The following is a 16609-nucleotide window of genomic DNA, read 5'->3' as shown; positions in this document are numbered from 1 at the left end:
GCCATGATGCACTCGCTCTCCAACGTGTTCTGGCTCGGAACCAAGGAGCTGCGCAGCCTGTTCGGCGACGTCGTGCTGATCGGGCTCGTGATCTATTCGTTCACGGTGGCGGTGATCAGCCAGGCGCAGAGCAGCTCGCAGGAGCTGCATCGCGCCTCGATCGCCGTCGTCGATGAGGACAGCTCCGAGCTGTCGCGTCGGATCGCCAGCGTATTCCAGCTGCCTTACTTCCAGCCGCCTGTCTACATCAGCCAGGGCGAGGTGGAGCGGCTCATGAACAGCGGCCGCTTCACGTTCGTGCTCGACATCCCGCCGAACTTCCAGCGCGACGTCCTTGCCGGGCGGAGGCCGTCGGTGCAGCTGAACGTCGATGCGACCGCGATGATCCAGGCGGGAATCGGATCCGGCTATGCGCTGCAGATCATCAACACCGAGGTCGCCTGGTTCGTGGCCCGATCCGAGACATCCTCGCCCTCCCCGGTCAATCTGGTGACGCGGATCGCGTTCAATCCCAATGTCACGACCGCCTGGTTCGAAGGCGTGATGGGCATCATCAACAGTGTCACCATGCTTGCGATCATCCTGGCCGGCGCGGCGCTGGTGCGCGAGCGCGAGCATGGCACCATGGATCATCTGCTGGTCATGCCGCTGTCGCCATTCGAGATCGCGATGTCGAAGATCTGGGCCAACGCGCTGGTGATCGCGGTCGCCGTCGCCATCGCGCTCTATGCCGTCGTGCGGTGGTACCTGCACGTGCCCATCATGGGCTCGATCCCGCTGTTCATGGTGGGCACCGTGCTCTATCTGTTCTTCGCGACCGCCGTCGGGTTGTTTCTCGGCACCATCGCGCGATCGATGCCCCAGCTGGGCCTGCTCTATATCCTCGTCGCCGTGCCGATGAACCTGTTGTCGGGCGGGATGACGCCAGTGGAAAGCCAGCCGGTGTGGCTCGCCACGATCATGAAGGCGTCGCCGTCGACGCATTTCGTGTCGTTCGCCCAGTCGATCCTCTATCGCGGCGCCGGCATCGATGTGGTGTGGCCGCAATTCGCTGCAGTCGCCGCCATCGGCGCCGTGGTCCTGGCGCTGACCTTGCGGCGCTTCCGGGCGGCGATCGCGGCGGCCTGACCTGCCCTCGACCCCAACAAAATAGCCTCGGCACTGGGCCGAGGCTTTTCCTTGAATGGCGTCGCTATGGATGACGGCGATCAGTAACGCGCGGCCACCGGGCCACCAAACTTGTAGTTCACGCCGACCCGGACCGTGTGGAATGAGAAGTCCTGGGACAGGCGCTCGACGTAGTTCGAGCCGGGCGGGGCGAAGGTGCTGCCCGGGACGTAGGCCGAAGTGTAGTTGATGCTGCCGAGGTCGGTGTAGAGATATTCAGCCTTGACGGTCCAGTTCGGCGTAAACGCATGCTCGACACCGGCGCCGACCGTCCAGCCGACCCGCGTCTCGTTGGCCGAGGCGGTCTTGGTGTAGCCGTTCGCCGAAGTCAGATCCCAGCTGCCCTTGACGTTGCCGACGGCGAGACCGCCGGTGACGTAGAACAGCGTTGTATCGACCGCGTAGCCGGCGCGGCCGCGCAGGGTCATGAACCAGTCGTTCCGGATGCTCTCGTTGAAGGTGCGGGTCGTGGGCGGGTTGGCCGCCGTGTAGACCGTCCGTTTGTTGAGGTCCGATCCGTTGATGTCGGCCTCGATGCCGAAGACGCCGGCGCCGCTCTGCCAGTTGTAGCCGGCCTGCAGACCGCCGAGCACGCCGGCTGGATTGAGCCGGTTGTTGCTGATGTTGACGAACTGATTCTGGAAGGCGGCGCCTTCGACCGCCCAGCTGCTGGTCTGGTCCAGCGTCGTGTTCAAGTTCGACCGGCCCCAGCCGTAGCCTACGCTGCCGCCGAAGTAGAAGCCGGTCCAATTGTAGATCACGGCCGGGGGAGGAGCCTTGGTGTAGCGGGCCGGCAGATCCGCGGCGAATGCGCCGAGCGAGCTGGCGAGGAGCAAAGAGACGGCTGAGGCAAGGGTCTTCATCGGTCACAATCCTCAATTAAAATGTGCAACATTGAGACAAGCTTTTCTCACAATTTGGCCTGTTAGGCTGTAGTCCAACTACAACACTCGTGATCGTAGGTGTCTGTGACGGCGTCACTTTCTGCGCGTATGGTCTTAACCTTAAGTCATTGTAAATCCGGATGGGCGGTCAACTGATACCGACCTCTTTCCACGAACCGGACAATCCGCCGCAGTGCGTTAGGCAACGATTCGCCAACCATCCGGACACGCTGTCCCGCCCGCTAACGATTTCGCAAAGCGCGCACGTGCACCTTCGGCGCGTCCTGGAGGACGGAGAGGGGAGTGCATCATGAACGGGGAAGCGGTTCTTGAGAACGTAAGGCGCTATCGGACCATCGCCTCCTTGTACCGCCAGACCGCGGCATTTCGCCCGCATCAGCGCGACTCGCTGCTGATGCAGGCCGCCGAATGGGAAAGCCGTGCGGTCGCCGAGCTCGAGGATTATTTCGTCGCTCGCCAGGCGCCGTCGCAACCGCCGGCGAACATCAACTACAATATGAGCCATCACGGAGCCTCCTCCCGGCCGTCGCACCTGCAGATGGCGGCCGCGTAGTTCTTCGGACACAGCGCGTCATTCCCGCGGCGCGATCGGCGCCCGAGCTACAGCGAGGGAGTTGTCACAGCGCGCCTCCATTTCATCTGCAGGCCGGGGTCTGGCGCAGGACTTGCTGGGTCTGATTTCAGCCTCCGCCATGGATGGACCTGAATGAGATCGCTCGGGCGCGACCGCGGCATGTGTGCCTGGGATGATTTCGCCCGGTCGTCGACCGATGTCCGGCTGTCGCTGGCGCAGGCGCGATCGGGGCAGATTCCGCCGTTCCTGCTGCTCTCGGTGCCCGGCATGAGCGCCGGCGAGCATCGCCTTTGCTCCGAGTTGTGGACTCGCGACCGGATCGCCGCCAGCGGCGCCGAGCGGGCGCGGCTGGATTTTCGCTTCGATCTGACATTCCGCGACAAGCTTCGTGTCGGATACCTTTCAAACGACTTCCACGACCACGCCACGGCGCATCTGCTGATCGAAGCGCTCGAGGCGCATGACCGCGATCGCTGCGAGCTGCACGCCTTCTCATTCGGCGCCGACGATCGCGGCGCCATGCGGGGCCGGCTGCACGCCGTCTTCGACGGCTTCCATGACGTGACCGCGCTGAGCGACAGCGCCGCCGCAGCCGCGGTGCATGCCGCGCAGATCGATATTCTGGTCGACCTCAAGGGCTATACGCGCGGTGCCCGAACCGGAATCCTGATGCTGCATCCGGCGCCGGTCCAAGTGAATTTCCTCGGCTATCCCGGGACGCTGGGTGGCGGCATCTGCGACTACATGATCACCGATCCGTTCATGACACCGCTGGCCGTTGCGGCCGATTATTCGGAGAGTTTTGCCTACATGCCGCATTCGTACCAGCCGCACGGCCGGGCAGCGCTGGGCCCGGCGCCGACCCGTGCGGAGGTCGGCCTGCCGGACGCCGGCATCGTGTTCTGCTGCTTCAACCAGGCCTACAAGTTCACGCCCGCGGTGTTCGACCTGTGGTGCCGCCTGCTCGACGCGACGCCGGACAGCGTGCTGTGGCTGCTGGCGTCCGATCGGGCCGAGGGCAATCTGCGCGGCGAGGCGCTTCGGCGCGGCGTGGCGCCCGGTCGCCTGGTGTTCGCGCCGGAAGCGACGCAAGGCGAGCATCTGCGCCGACTCCAGCTCGCCGATCTCGTGCTCGACACCGCGCCCTATGGCGCCCACACCACGGCGAGCGACGCGCTGTGGGCTGGCGTGCCGATCGTGAGCTGCGCCGGGCACACGTTTGCCTCGCGGGTCGCCGGCAGCCTGTTACATGCGGTCGGATGTCCCGAGCTCATTGCATCGGACGAGGCCGACTATCTGGCGGTGGCGCTGACGCTCGCCGCCGAGCCGGATCTGCTGCAGGCGGCCAAGGCCAGGCTCTGGCGCAACCGGCTGGCCGCGCCGCTGTTCGACGCTGCCGCCTATGCCCGGTCGCTGCAGGATCTCTACGACCAGATGTGGCACCGCCGCCGCAGCGGCGGCGCGCCAGGGCCGATCTGGGCGTCGAAGTCTTGAGCAGGGACGAGGTGGGCTTGCTGCGCCTTACTGCGCCGCCATGCGTGCGGCAGCGAGGATCCCGATCAGGGCCGTCAGCGCGCCGACGCTGGTCGCGTTGATCGCGACGAGCGACGCGAAATTGGAGTCGGCGACCTTCATCAGCGGCTCGCCAAGGCGGGGATCGATCAGCAGATAGGACACGAATGGCAGTCCCAACAAAGGCAACGACATCAGGCGTTCCGCTGGCCGGAACAGCAGCGCGCCGAGCAGGGCGCAAGGCAGCAAGAACAGCTCGACGCCGCTCTGCACGCCGAACAGCTTGACGGAGAACACCGTGTTGACCGTGCCGGTCAGGACCATCAGGGCGCGGCCGGCGAACGGATTGCGCCGCGCGAGCATAGGCGCGCTGGCGAACAATGGCGCCGTGAGCAGCGTCAGCCAGGCCGGCCACGCCGCCGTGCCCACGGTGGCATGGAGATAGAGCGGATAGAACGGCTGGTTGGAGACGATGACCAACGCGACCTTGGCGGCGATGTCGGACTGCGGGTCATCGGCCGACGCATAGGCCTGCACGGCGGCCAGCCCGCGTGAAAACATCTCGGCCATTCAAGTCCCTCAGCTCCGCAAGAAGGTGCGCATCACCGCCCGGAAACGCGCGTGCCCGCAAGCCGGATCATGCGTCGCGCATCGCACGGTCAAGAGTTCAGTGCGGTCCGCAGCATGCGTGCGAGATCGGCGCTCTGATACGGCTTGGTGAGCAGCAGCAGGCCGGCATCGAGGCGGCCGTGGTGAACGATCGCGTTCTCCGTATAGCCGGACGTGTACAGCACCTTGAGGCTGGGACGCCGCTTCAGCGCCTCGATCGCGAGCTGGCGGCCGTTCATGCCGCCGGGCATGATGATGTCGGTGAACAAAAGGTCGATGCGGACCGGACTATCGATCAGGGCGAGCGCCTCGTCGGCCTTGCTGGCCGCGAGCGTGGTGTAGCCGAGCCGCTTGATCTGGGCGATGACATATTCGCGCACCAGCGAATCGTCCTCGACGATCAGGATCGTCTCGTCGCCGCGCTCCATGCCCTCGGCGCTGACGGTTGATAGTGCCGCATCCGCATCGGTATTGGCCTGCGGCAGGTACAGCTTGACCGAGGTGCCGTGCCCCGGCTCGCTGTAGATCTTGATGTGTCCGTTGGACTGCTTGACGAAGCCGTAGACCATGCTCAGCCCGAGGCCGACGCCCTTGCCGACATCCTTGGTGGTGAAGAACGGCTCGAACACCTTGTCGAGCAGGTTGGCGGGGATGCCCTCCCCGGTGTCGCTGACCGCGATCATCACGTAATTGCCGGGGATCACCTCCGGGTTCATGCGCGCATAGGCGGCGTCGAGCAGGACGTTCTTGGTTTCCAGGGTCAGCTTGCCGCCGTCCGGCATGGCATCGCGCGCGTTGAGCGCGAGGTTCAGGATCGCGGTCGACAGCTGGCTGGGGTCGATCATGGCCGGCGCCGAATCGTGCGCCAGCATGGATTCGATCTCGATCTGCTCGCCGAGCGTCCGGCGCAGCAGGCGGGCGGTGTCGACCACCATGCCGTTGATGTCGACGCTGCGCGGCTGCAGCGGCTGGCGCCGGGCGAAGGCCAGGAGGTGCTTCGTCAGATCGGCGCCGCGCGCCGCCGCCGAGTTGATCAGGCTGGTGATCTGCACCAGCTGCGGACGGTCCTTCACCGCGTCGGCCAGGATCTCGATGGTGCCGGTGATCACGGTCAGGATGTTGTTGAAGTCGTGGGCGACGCCGCCGGTGAGCTGACCGATCGCTTCCATCTTCTGTGCCTGCCGCACCTGCGCCTCGGTGGCCTCGATCTCCTGGAAGCGCTTGACCATGGCTTCGGCGGTGCGCCGCTGCCGCGTCTCCTCCTCGAGCTGCGCATAGGCGTTACGCAGCTCGGCGCGGGACGGCATCGTCAGCACCCGCGGCAGCATCAGCAGCAGCGCCGAGGCGATGCCGATCGACATGAAGGCCAGGAAGCCCTTGGTGGCCGCCTCCAGGCTGTAGGCCGGAACCCAGATCGTGAGCACCTCGATGAGGCGTGTCATCCCGCACACGGACACCCACAGCGCGAAGGCCCAGAAGATGTAGCTGAACTGAAAGTCGCGGCGGCGATAGACGATGAAGGCGAGCACGAACGCGATGGTGAAGAAGGCGAACGAGATGAGGATGTCGGACACCGTGTTCACCCAGATCAGCTCAGGTGTCCACAGCAGGCACTCGCCGTGCGGCGTGAGCATCGACATGTCCGATATCCTCAAAAGTGTAGCCGGCGGACCGTGTCGCCCCCGCGGCGCGGTCGGTTCCCTTAGCAGAACATCGAATTTCCGCTGAGCACACAAGGGTTCTGACTGTCGCGGCGCGCGCATTCGGTAGAGGGGCACCGCAGGCATAGGCTTCGCGCGTTGACGCGGATTGCGTACGGCCGAGCTTGTGTCGGGCGCTCCGTTCGATATAAGCGGCTTGACGATCTGTACCAATCGGTACAGAGTATGCGAGTTGGTACACAAGGAGATGTCCCGTGAGCACTCTCGCCCCGCCGTTTACGCTGCAGACCGCGACCCAGAAGGTGCGCATGGCCGAGGATGGCTGGAACAGCCGCGACCCCGAGCGCGTGTCGCTGGTCTACACGCCCGACAGCCGGTGGCGGAATCGCGCCGAGTTCATCACCGGCCGTGCCGAGATCGTCGCCTTCCTCACCCGCAAATGGGCCAAGGAGCTCGACTACCGCCTGATCAAGGAGATCTGGGCCCACAGCGACGACCGGATCGCGGTGCGCTTCGCCTATGAGTGGCACGACGACAGCGGCAACTGGTTTCGCTCCTATGGCAATGAGAACTGGGAGTTCGATGCGCAGGGGCTGATGCAGCGCCGCTACGCCTGCATCAATGACCTGCCGATCAAGGCGGACGATCGCAAATTCCACTGGCCTCTCGGGCGCCGGCCGGACGATCATCCCGGCCTGACCGAATTGGGACTTTGAAGCAGGCAGAGCCATGCGGACGCTCAACGAGCGCGCTGACGTCATCCCGCTGATCGCCGAGGTGTTCCGCGAGTTCGGCTTCGAGGGCACCTCGCTCAGCCGGATCACCGAGACGACGGGACTGGGCAAAGGCAGCCTCTATCACTTCTTTCCAGGCGGGAAGGACGAGATGGGGCGCGCGGTGCTGGCGCATGTCGACGCCTGGTTCGAGCGCGAGATCTATGCGCCGCTGCGCGATGATCCGCCGGAGCAGTCGATCCCGCGGATGTGGCGCGGCGTCGACGGCTATTTCCGCTCCGGCCGCCGCGTCTGCCTCGTCGGGGCGTTTGCGCTCGACGAGACGCGGGATCGTTTCGCGGCCGCCATCGCCAGCTACTTCACGCGCTGGATCGAGGCCTTGCGCGAGGCGCTGGTCCGCGGCGGCTGGCCGGCGGCGCGGGCCGCCGATAGCGCCGAGGAGGTGGTGCTCGGCATCCAGGGCGCACTGGTGCTGGCGCGCGCGACCGGTGATGCGGCCGTTTTCGGCCGCGCGCTGACGCGGTTCCAAGCGCGCCTGCAACGATCATCTGTCATCTGACTCCCGAAACGCCGGCGGCGTCTGCCTCCGCAAGCGGCAAATGGCGGGCTGAAATATCGGCGCGCGACTCTCGTGAAATCGTGGTTGTCTTGGGCAACGTCTCGCGCAGCGGCGACATTCTGGGAGGTCCGGCATGAACGGCTTAGGTGGTCTCAACAAATCCGACAACGGCGTGGTCATCGGGCTGGTGCAGCTTCAGCTTCCCGTGGTCGCGACCAAAGAGGACCTCGCGCGGCAGACCGAGAAGATCGTCTGGATGGTCGGCAAGGCCCGGCGCAATCTCGGCACCATGGATCTCGTCGTCTTCCCCGAGTACTCGCTGCACGGCCTGTCGATGGACACCAATCCGGAGATCATGTGCCGGCGCGACGGGCCTGAGGTCGCAGCCTTCAGGCAGGCCTGCATCGACAACAGGATCTGGGGCTGCTTCTCCATCATGGAGCACAACCCCGACGGCAACCCCTACAATTCGGGTCTGATCATCGACGACCACGGCGACATCAAGCTGTATTACCGCAAGCTCCATCCGTGGATTCCGGTCGAGCCATGGGAGCCCGGCGATCTCGGCATCCCCGTGATCGAGGGACCGCGTGGCGCCAAGATCGCACTCATCATCTGCCATGACGGCATGTTCCCGGAGATGGCGCGGGAATGCGCCTACAAGGGCGCCGAGATCATGATCCGCACCGCCGGCTACACCGCGCCGATCCGCGACAGCTGGCGCTTCACCAACCAGGCCAACGCGTTCCAGAACCTGATGGTCACCGCCAATGTCTGCATGTGCGGCTCCGATGGCTCGTTCGATTCCATGGGCGAGGGCATGATCGTCAATTTCGACGGCAGCATTCTCGCGCACGGCACGACGGGGCGGCCCGACGAGATCATCACCGCCGAGGTGCGCCCCGATCTCGTGCGCGAGGCCCGCATCAACTGGGGCGTCGAGAACAACATCTATCAGCTCTGGCACCGCGGCTATGTCGCGGTGAAAGGCGGCGCGATGGACTGCCCTTACACCTTCATGCACGACATGGTCGCCGGCACCTATCGATTGCCGTGGGAGGATCAGGTCAAGATCACCGACGGCACGTCCTGCGGCTTCCCGGCGCCGACGCGCGTGTTCGGCAAGCTCGGCAAGGCGGCGGAGTGAAGCGCACCGGACGCGGCGGGTCGCGGATGACGCTGCCGGAACCTTGACAAGCCGATCGATTGCCAATTATTTTATACTTAAAATAATCTGGCGGACAGGTCCATCATGAGTGCATCGGCGAAGGTGATCCCCCGCGACTGGCTCGACTGGCCGTTCTTCGAGCCGCGTCACCGCGCCCTTTGCGACCAGCTCGACCGCTTCGTCGGCTCCGGCGTCCTCGACGACGTCGATCACGGCGACGTCGACACCGCCTGCCGCAAGATCGTGCGCGCGCTTGGTGCCGCAGGCTTGCTCGACAGCGCCGTCGTGGCGCCCGATGCGGATGCCGGCGCGATCGACTCGCGCGCGATCTGCCTGTCGCGCGAAACCCTCGCTTATGCCGACGGCCTCGCCGATTTCGCCTTCGCCATGCAGGGCCTCGGCTCCGGCGCGATCGCGCTCGGCGGCTCGCCGGAGCTGCGTGCCAGCGTGCTGCCCAAGGTGCGCTCCGGCGAATGGCTCGCGGCCTTCGCGCTGTCCGAGAAGGAGGCGGGCTCCGACGTCGCCGCGATGGCCTGCGCGGCGCGGCTGGACGGCGATACTTACGTGCTCGATGGCGAGAAAACCTGGATCTCCAATGGCGGGATCGCCGACGTCTACACGCTGTTCGCCCGCACCGCCGAGGCGCCGGGCGCGCGCGGCATCTCCGCCTTCGTCGTGTTTCCAGATGATCCCGGTTTCTCCGTCGCCGAGCGCATCGAGGTGATCGCACCGCATCCCCTGGCGACGCTCCGCCTGCAGAATTGCCGCATCCCGGCCAGCCGCCGGCTCGGCGCGCCCGGCGGCGGCTTCAAGCTGGCGATGCAGACGCTCGACATCTTCCGTGCCTCGGTGGCGGCTGCGGCCCTCGGCTTCGGTCGCCGCGCCCTCGACGAGGCGCAGGCGCATGCCTCGAGCCGGCAGATCTTCGGCGGCGCGCTGGCCGACCTGCAGATGACGCAGGCCGCATTCGGCGACATGGCGACCGAGACCGATGCCGCGGCGCTGCTGACCTACCGCGCGGCCTGGCGCCGCGACGTGCAGAAGCTGCCGACCACGCGCGAGGCGGCGATGGCCAAGCTCGCCGCCACCGAGACCGCCCAGCGCGTCATCGACCGCGCCTTGCAGATGTTCGGCGGCCGCGGCGTCCGCAAGGGCGAGATCGTGGAGAGCCTCTACCGCGAGATCCGCGCGCTGCGCATCTACGAAGGCGCGACCGAAGTGCAGAAGCTGATCGTCGCGCGCGAGTTCCTGAAGGCGCGGGCCGGCGTGGTGCGCGGCTGAGGCGCGCTGCGCGTCAGGCCCGCAGACGCAAGGGCGCCTGCCAGCCGGGATCTCCGTCGCACGCAGCCTCGCCCATGGTCACGCGGCGGCCTCGGTCGTCACGCAGCAGTTGGATTTCGATCTCGTCGAAGGCGAAGCGAGCGATCACCTGCAATGGGTCGACCACCCGTTTTCCGAACGTCCACGGATCGGAGTTTCCGCGCGGCATGGGAAACGCGAAAGGACGCGAGGGGATGCGGAAGAGAAGGCGGCCATCCCAGGACTCGCGATCGCGCAGCTCAGGTTGCCGCATCAAGCCGACATGACTCAGATAGGCTTGGTAGGCCTGCTCTCGTAGCGAGATGGTCACCCTGAAGCCCGTGAAGTCGATGTCGCCTCGCATGTACTGATCGTAGACCAGTGCCTCCTTCACCTCGACGCTGCCCAGTGAGCTGCCGCTCTCGTCCGGCCGAAAAAAGAAGGAGCGGTCCGAACACATGTGATCGTAAGGGACGATGTCGTAGCGCGGCGGTCGCTGCGTCAAAGCCCGATCCAGGACGCTGCAAAAGCCGATGTCGTCGATGTAGCCGCGGACAGGCTCGCAAAAGAGTCCTTTGGGGGGCAGCGACGTTCCATCGAGACGACCGACCACGACCAGGAGCCAGCGTCCCTCGGCAGCGTCCGGCAGGATCAAGGGCGAATTCGTCATCGTGTCGCTTTCTTGCAGGACTGCGGCGCGCCGATCAACCTCTCGCCGCGCGTACTGGAGTCTGCGCTATGGTTCTGAGCGCAACGTTGCGCCATCGCCGCTGCTCCAGGCCGTGAAGATCGAGATGGTTCGACGCGGCACATCTTCATGCCGCCCTAGGGCTGCTGCGATGGTGGCACGCGACGATCAGAATGCTCGCGCCAGTGAAAAGATACTTCCTGCACATACGTGCTCCCGGGGCAAGGCGATGACAATGCGTTCGGCAGCTTCCCAAATCGATGGAAGCCCATCTTTGAACACTCCCCGCTATGGGACATCACCCCGCACGTTCTACGTCATAGCTTCGCGAGTATCGCCAACGACCTCGGCTTTACCGAGGTAACCATCGCTGCGCTCGTGGGGCATGCCAAAGGTTCGGTGACCAGCAAGTACATCCATATGCTTGATACGGCGCTCACCATCGCGGCAGACACAATCTCTGGCTACATTCAAGGCCTCCTTGACGGAACGGATTTTAACCAAACGGCGCGTGCTTTGGACCGAAGTTCTCGAAAGCCGCTCTCGTCCGCTTCCTACAGAGGGCTTCTTCGTGCGGTGAACTCGAAGAGACCGAGGGAGATAGCGACTTAGCCGCGTAATCCAACACGTACAACTTGGTAGCTGAGCCAGCACGCCGAGACGCTGCGACGTCGAGATCCGCTGCCTCGAACCCGACCGCGTCTTCACGTGGAAGTCGGAGGCGTACCTGCTCTGGATACTTCGCCCCCGACCTCTTTCGCAGGAAAATATTTGAGCTCTCCGAGGGCTTGCGATCAAGAAATCTGCTGATCAACGGCACCATCTCCTCCGCTTTATCCTTGAGCAACGTGCGACGCTGAGGTCTCTCAGGTCGGAATGGCGACGGCTGAGCTCTCCGGCTTGAACAATCATTGCGCGGGATGAGCCGTGGTCTGCGGGTGGTCCTCGCCGGTTGGTTCGGCACGGGTTGGTTGCTCCCCGCGCAAATTCGAGACCGCGCGGGTGGCCGGTTCCCCTTCCGCGCGGTTGCGTCCTTTTCCGGCTTGAAGATCCTCCGGATCCGCAACCATGCCGCCAAAGGCCGCAGCCGTGCTGCAGCCGAGGGCCGGATCGGCAGCATTGTCGGCGAAGATACCGCGATTGAAGCCATCCGACAGATGGCAGCGAACGGAGCTGATGAGAAGGCGATCGATGTGAACACGCGTCGCGTGGTGCATTGCCGAGGCAACGTCGTGCCTGACGTGGGAGCGATCCACGCCGGCTCGGATGATGGAATGCTCGATCGCCGCCGTGCATGGCCCCGGCGGTCCTTCGATCCAGGCACGGACGCTTTCAGGGCGGCCATTCGCCGTCGCGGCCACGAAGTGTTCGACGCCGGAACTCGCCGTAGAACAGCGTCCTGCAGGTACATCGTAGACGTAATGAACGGTCTCACCTGCGAGCTGCGGTGGCGGTGCCGTCCGGTCCACAGCGCAGCCTGCAGCCAGCACCGCGAGGGCGATGGCGAGGCCGCTTCTGATCGGTGCCATGTTTATCGCTCCTTGGAGGACCGTCATTCGATCAGGAAGCCGGCATCGCCACGCAATCTCCGGCCCGGCACCGGCACCTCGATCGGGCCTGCCCCGGGGCGGGTCGTTCCAAGACGGCCGAATATGATGCGCTCAAGCTCGGAAGGCGGCCCGACGAAGTCGGTCGGGACCGGTATGCGTGCCGATTCGCTGATCGGGCGAACGATTGTCGGCGTGACGATGATGATTAGTTCGGATTCGTTCTTCCGGAACTGTGTCGACCTGAACAGAGCCCCCAGTACCGGCAGGTCGCCCAGCCCCGGCAACATGTCCAGGCCGGTGTTGAACTTGTTCTGCAGTAGTCCGGCGATTACGAAGCTCTCCCCGCTGCCGAGCTCGACTGTGGTCTCCGCCCGCCGGGTAATCAGGCTCGGGACGCGGGCGCCGTTCATGATCAGGGCGCCTTCGTTCGAGAGCTCGCTGACCTCGGGCTTGACCTGCAGGTTGACCAGACGATCGGAGAGCACCGTCGGTGTGAACTCCAGTCCCACGCCGTAGCGACGAAAGTCGATCGAGATGCGGTCCAGCCCTTGGGCGACGGGGATCGGAAATTCGCCGCCTGCCAGGAAGTTCGCCTTCTGACCCGAAACAGCGGTGAGCGTCGGTTCTGCCAGGATTGAAACCAGTCCCTCCTGAGCGAGCGCATCCACGATGGCAGTCACGCTGTAGCTGCCATTTGCCGGCGTATTGATCCTCCCTGAGGCGGCCGACGAGAGCCCAAAGCTGAAGCCACCGGCCGAGCCTGCGGCCTCCCAGTTGACGCCGAGTTGCTTCACCGCGTTGCGCGAGACTTCGGCAATACGGACCCGCAGGTTCACCTGCGTGCTCCCGCCGATCTTCAACTGATTGAGCAGCACCTCGTCCTCGCCGAGGAACTGCGCGCAGGTGGAGCGAACCTTCTCGGCGATGTCGGCGTTGGGCACCAGCCCGCTCAGCACCGCGCCGCGCGGCGTCCGCGACAGCCTGACGTCGAGGTCTGCGAATTGAGCTCGCAGCAGCTGCCGTAGATCACTCTCGTCATAGGCAATCGCAATCCGGAACGTCGCGACGGTCGCGCCGGAATCGTCGAGCGCGAAGAGCGTCGTATGGCCGGGCTTTTTGCCGAAAACGAAGACGCGGTTGGCGGCCGCGACCTGGACGTCCGCAACAGCCGGCTCGGCGACGAAGACCTTGGAAGCCGGACGGGGCAAGGTCAGCATCTCGCCCTGAGACGCGTAGATCCGCACCTGTTGCCGCGCGTTGGATGATGCCGGCGCGCAATGAACCAGCATCATAAGGATCACCACGATCGAGGTCAGCCAGGCGGATGGCGAAATTCGAAACGGTCCCATCGTCAGCGCCGCATCGCCGAGAGCATCTCGAGATTGAGCCTCACGTCCTCTTCCCGAAGGTCGACCCGCGCAAGCTTGGCGGCGCCATCGCGATCTCCGCTCAGCGCCATAGCGATCACGAGGTTCTGGCGTGCACGAGGCGAGGCGCTCTCACCGAGCGCGATCGGCCGCAGAACCGTCATCGCGTCGGCGTACCGGCCCGTCAAGGTAAGCGACAGGCCCAGATTGTTGCTTGCGATCATGTCGGCGGGAGCGATTGCGAGCACCTGACGATAGGCTGTCTGAGCTTCGTCATGGCGGCCGAGCATGTCGAGAGCCACTCCGAGGCCGTTGAGCGCCGGAATGTTCTCGGGGTCCGAGGCGAGCACGCTGGTAAAGATTGCCAGGGCGGGCTCGGCCTGATGTCTGGCGAGCTCGCTTCGCGCTTTTCTGATTCGATTGTCCTTGTCTTCCATCCCGGCGACTTGGTTGGCGGGAGCTTCTGCGGCTGCCGTGGAGGCCGGGAGATTGCGACCCTCGACCGAGGCGCGTGCGGTCGCGGGCGTCGGCACCGGTCCGCCAATGTCTGGGCTCAGCGACGAACAGGCGCAGAGCAGACCGGCGATGCTGCCAGCCAGCGCCATTCGCCTGCAAACACCGGCACTTGGTTTCAGATGGTTGTTGAACGCGGTTTCCCGGCCTTCAGAGCTACGCATGTACTTCCTACGGATATTGCACTGTCTTATAGTTCAGGTCTCGAAACCTCGCAGGTGTCGTCGCGGGTTGACTGGTTCATTGCATCGCCGGGATCGGGGAAGGTTCAGTCTGCTCGCGTGATTCATCCAATCCAAGGACGGCGATCGGCTCGACCCGAAAGTCCTTTGAGATTTCCTGATAGGAGAGCACGACCACATTGAGACCGGACGGCGCAAGCAGTGTCCAGACCACCCGGCGCAGGTCGGCGGAGGCCAGTACAATACTCGGCGATGCGGCAAGGTGATCGACGTCGGCAAGCTGCCGGGTCAACGCATCAAGCAGGCGCGTGCTGACGGCAGGATCGAGAGACGTCTGAGCGTTTTCATCGAGGGCGTGCACGGCCGTTCGGATCGCTTCCTCTGTCTGTCGATCAAGCACGAAGCAGCGCAAGGTCCGATCAAAGCCTGAGCTTTCGAAGCAGATCTGCCGGCGCAGCGCCAGCCGCACGTGCTCGACCAGCATGACGCTGCTCTGCTCCCGCATTCCCCACTCGGCCAGCGTCTCAAGAATCAGCCGCAGATTGCGGATGGAGACCCGCTCGTCGAGCAGCCGGCGAAGGACATCGGTGATGCGCTGTGTAGGGACCACACGCAAGGCCTCGCGCACCAAGTCGGCGTAGTCAGCCTCTAACTGGTTGAGCAGGCGCTTGGTCTCCTGTATGCCGAGGAACTCTGGCGCATAGCGGACAAGAACGCGCTGCAGCTCGGCATCGACTGCGGAGATGGCCGGTCCCCCCGCCGTTCGGGCTGCCGGCTGATCCAGTTCACCGGACGAGAGCAGAAGAGGCACGCCATGCAGCTCGATCCTGAAATGACCGGGCGCCAGGTCGCTGCTTTCGTCGACTGCCGCCCCTGGACAGGCGCATCCGAGCCAGTCTGCCACGTCCTGTCGTGTCCGCCTGATCCGATCATGAATACCGGCTCCCCGCAGTTCATCGCACAAGGCGGCTTCCGCGAGGATCATGATCGGTGCAGACCTGGCCGCCGGGATAGCGATCCGCGAACTTCTCGCGGGCTCTGACGGGTCGGACCGTTGCGCCGTGCCGGAGGTTCGTTGTGCGCGCCGCCGAGCCAAGAGCATCGCAACGCCGGAGCCGCCGAACACGGTGGCCATAAAAAGGAAAATCGGCGCCGGAAAACCCGGTACGAACGCCAGCCCGAGCATCATGAGACCGGCCAGTTGCAGGGATTGCGGCTGCGACGTGATCTGCTCCATGATCTCGTAACCAAGATTGCTCGGCGCTTCTGTCGCAACCCGGGTCACGACCGTTCCCGCCGCCATCGACACGAACAGCGCCGGGACTTGGGAGACCAGGCCGTCGCCGATCGTCAACAACGAGTAGAGCTGGATCGCTTCGCTGATACGCAGCCTATGCTGCACGGTGCCGACAACGATGCCGCCAACGAGGTTGACGGCGATGATGATGAGACCGGCGATCGCATCACCTTTGACGAACTTCATGGCACCGTCCATCGCTCCGTAGAGCTGGCTCTCGCGCTCCAGCCGGCGTCGGCGGCGCCGGGCCTCGGCCTGGTTGATGTCACCGTTGCGAAGGTCGGCATCGATGCTCATCTGCTTGCCTGGCAGCGCATCGAGCGTGAATCGGGCGGCAACTTCGGCGACCCGTTCAGATCCTTTGGTGATGACGACGAACTGGACGATCGTGATGATCAGGAACACCACGAGCCCAACCACGACATTGCTGGAAACGACGAACTCGCCAAAGGTCTGAACGATGGATCCGGCATCGGCCTGGCTGAGCACTAGGCGCGTAATGGTGATGGAAATCGAGAGCCGGAACACCGTGGATATGAGAATGATTGCCGGAAGTGCGGAGAACTCGACCGCGGCGTTCAAGTAGAACGCCACCATCAGCAGCAGAATCGACGCGCCGATGTTGACGGACACCATGACGTCGACGAGCACAGTCGGAATCGGCAGGATCATCGCCATGATCGTGGTGACGATCAGGATGACGACGAGAAGCTCGCGCTTGTCGTTCGACCAGCGGGTCAAGCTCTCGACAATGGCCGTCATAGTCCGCGGTTCCATCCAAGCGGGATCGAAACCTTCGTCACATTGATCGAAACGCAGAGCGG

15 protein-coding genes and 1 pseudogene are annotated in these 16609 nt (G+C 64.5%); 8 read left to right on the top strand and 8 right to left on the bottom strand.

What is annotated here, in order from left to right:
* Positions 1-3: 3 nt before the first annotated feature.
* The gene (locus QX135_RS01145) at positions 4-1128 is read left to right on the top strand and encodes an ABC transporter permease (protein WP_315773284.1); all 1125 of its coding nucleotides are present in this window, start codon (positions 4-6) and stop codon (positions 1126-1128) included.
* A gap of 80 nt (positions 1129-1208) precedes the next feature.
* Here the strand turns inward: QX135_RS01145 and QX135_RS01140 are convergent, their stop codons facing one another.
* A complete protein-coding gene (locus tag QX135_RS01140; RefSeq protein ID WP_316177777.1) occupies positions 1209-2030 on the bottom strand; it encodes a porin family protein in 822 nt (273 codons plus the stop codon).
* Between the two features lie 331 nt (positions 2031-2361).
* On the opposite strand from QX135_RS01140, the gene QX135_RS01135 reads away from it, so the two are divergent.
* A complete protein-coding gene (locus tag QX135_RS01135; protein WP_315773280.1) occupies positions 2362-2625 on the top strand; it encodes a hypothetical protein in 264 nt (87 codons plus the stop codon).
* A 153-nt stretch (positions 2626-2778) separates the two neighbouring features.
* Complete coding sequence (locus tag QX135_RS01130; RefSeq protein WP_316177774.1) at positions 2779-4140, top strand: UDP-N-acetylglucosamine-peptide N-acetylglucosaminyltransferase; 1362 nt, start codon at positions 2779-2781, stop codon at positions 4138-4140.
* A gap of 27 nt (positions 4141-4167) precedes the next feature.
* Here QX135_RS01130 and QX135_RS01125 read toward each other — a convergent pair whose 3' ends face one another.
* Together QX135_RS01125 and QX135_RS01120 are read right to left on the bottom strand one after the other, a co-directional pair.
* The gene (locus QX135_RS01125; RefSeq protein ID WP_315775777.1) at positions 4168-4728 is read right to left on the bottom strand and encodes a hypothetical protein; all 561 of its coding nucleotides are present in this window, start codon (positions 4726-4728) and stop codon (positions 4168-4170) included.
* Between the two features lie 89 nt (positions 4729-4817).
* Positions 4818-6407: an ATP-binding protein gene (locus QX135_RS01120; RefSeq protein ID WP_316177773.1), complete on the bottom strand. Its 1590-nt coding sequence runs from the start codon at positions 6405-6407 to the stop codon at positions 4818-4820.
* A 275-nt stretch (positions 6408-6682) separates the two neighbouring features.
* Between QX135_RS01120 and QX135_RS01115 the strand changes: the two genes are divergently transcribed.
* From QX135_RS01115 to QX135_RS01100, 4 genes are all read left to right on the top strand, one after another.
* A complete protein-coding gene (locus QX135_RS01115) occupies positions 6683-7144 on the top strand; it encodes a nuclear transport factor 2 family protein (RefSeq protein WP_315756784.1) in 462 nt (153 codons plus the stop codon).
* Between the two features lie 13 nt (positions 7145-7157).
* Positions 7158-7721 carry a TetR/AcrR family transcriptional regulator gene (locus QX135_RS01110; RefSeq protein ID WP_316177771.1) on the top strand — a complete coding sequence of 188 codons (564 nt, stop codon included), beginning with the start codon at positions 7158-7160 and terminating at the stop codon, positions 7719-7721.
* 133 nt (positions 7722-7854) lie between these two features.
* The gene (locus tag QX135_RS01105; RefSeq protein ID WP_315735457.1) at positions 7855-8868 is read left to right on the top strand and encodes a formamidase; all 1014 of its coding nucleotides are present in this window, start codon (positions 7855-7857) and stop codon (positions 8866-8868) included.
* A 105-nt stretch (positions 8869-8973) separates the two neighbouring features.
* The gene (locus tag QX135_RS01100) at positions 8974-10170 is read left to right on the top strand and encodes an acyl-CoA dehydrogenase family protein (protein ID WP_316177769.1); all 1197 of its coding nucleotides are present in this window, start codon (positions 8974-8976) and stop codon (positions 10168-10170) included.
* A 13-nt stretch (positions 10171-10183) separates the two neighbouring features.
* Here QX135_RS01100 and QX135_RS01095 read toward each other — a convergent pair whose 3' ends face one another.
* Complete coding sequence (locus QX135_RS01095; protein ID WP_316177767.1) at positions 10184-10858, bottom strand: hypothetical protein; 675 nt, start codon at positions 10856-10858, stop codon at positions 10184-10186.
* 216 nt (positions 10859-11074) lie between these two features.
* Between QX135_RS01095 and QX135_RS01090 the strand changes: the two are divergent.
* Positions 11075-11496: pseudogene (locus QX135_RS01090) on the top strand (tyrosine-type recombinase/integrase); the annotation flags it as partial.
* A gap of 288 nt (positions 11497-11784) precedes the next feature.
* On the opposite strand, the gene QX135_RS01085 reads toward QX135_RS01090, so the two are convergent.
* The 4 genes from QX135_RS01085 to QX135_RS01070 all read right to left on the bottom strand — a co-directional run bounded on the left by QX135_RS01085 (position 11785) and on the right by QX135_RS01070 (position 16547).
* Positions 11785-12405, bottom strand: a complete 621-nt coding sequence (locus tag QX135_RS01085; protein ID WP_316177765.1) for a hypothetical protein — start codon at positions 12403-12405, stop codon at positions 11785-11787.
* Between the two features lie 23 nt (positions 12406-12428).
* Positions 12429-13718, bottom strand: a complete 1290-nt coding sequence (locus tag QX135_RS01080; RefSeq protein ID WP_316177763.1) for a type II and III secretion system protein family protein — start codon at positions 13716-13718, stop codon at positions 12429-12431.
* A 59-nt stretch (positions 13719-13777) separates the two neighbouring features.
* A complete protein-coding gene (locus QX135_RS01075) occupies positions 13778-14470 on the bottom strand; it encodes a tetratricopeptide repeat protein (protein WP_316177761.1) in 693 nt (230 codons plus the stop codon).
* A gap of 76 nt (positions 14471-14546) precedes the next feature.
* Positions 14547-16547 carry a flagellar biosynthesis protein FlhA gene (locus QX135_RS01070; protein ID WP_316177759.1) on the bottom strand — a complete coding sequence of 667 codons (2001 nt, stop codon included), beginning with the start codon at positions 16545-16547 and terminating at the stop codon, positions 14547-14549.
* Positions 16548-16609: the final 62 nt, after the last annotated feature.

Origin of the sequence: Bradyrhizobium sp. SZCCHNR1098 (assembly GCF_032489375.1) — a bacterium.
Classification (GTDB): domain Bacteria; phylum Pseudomonadota; class Alphaproteobacteria; order Rhizobiales; family Xanthobacteraceae; genus Bradyrhizobium.
This window is presented reverse-complemented; position numbering and strand designations above follow the sequence as displayed.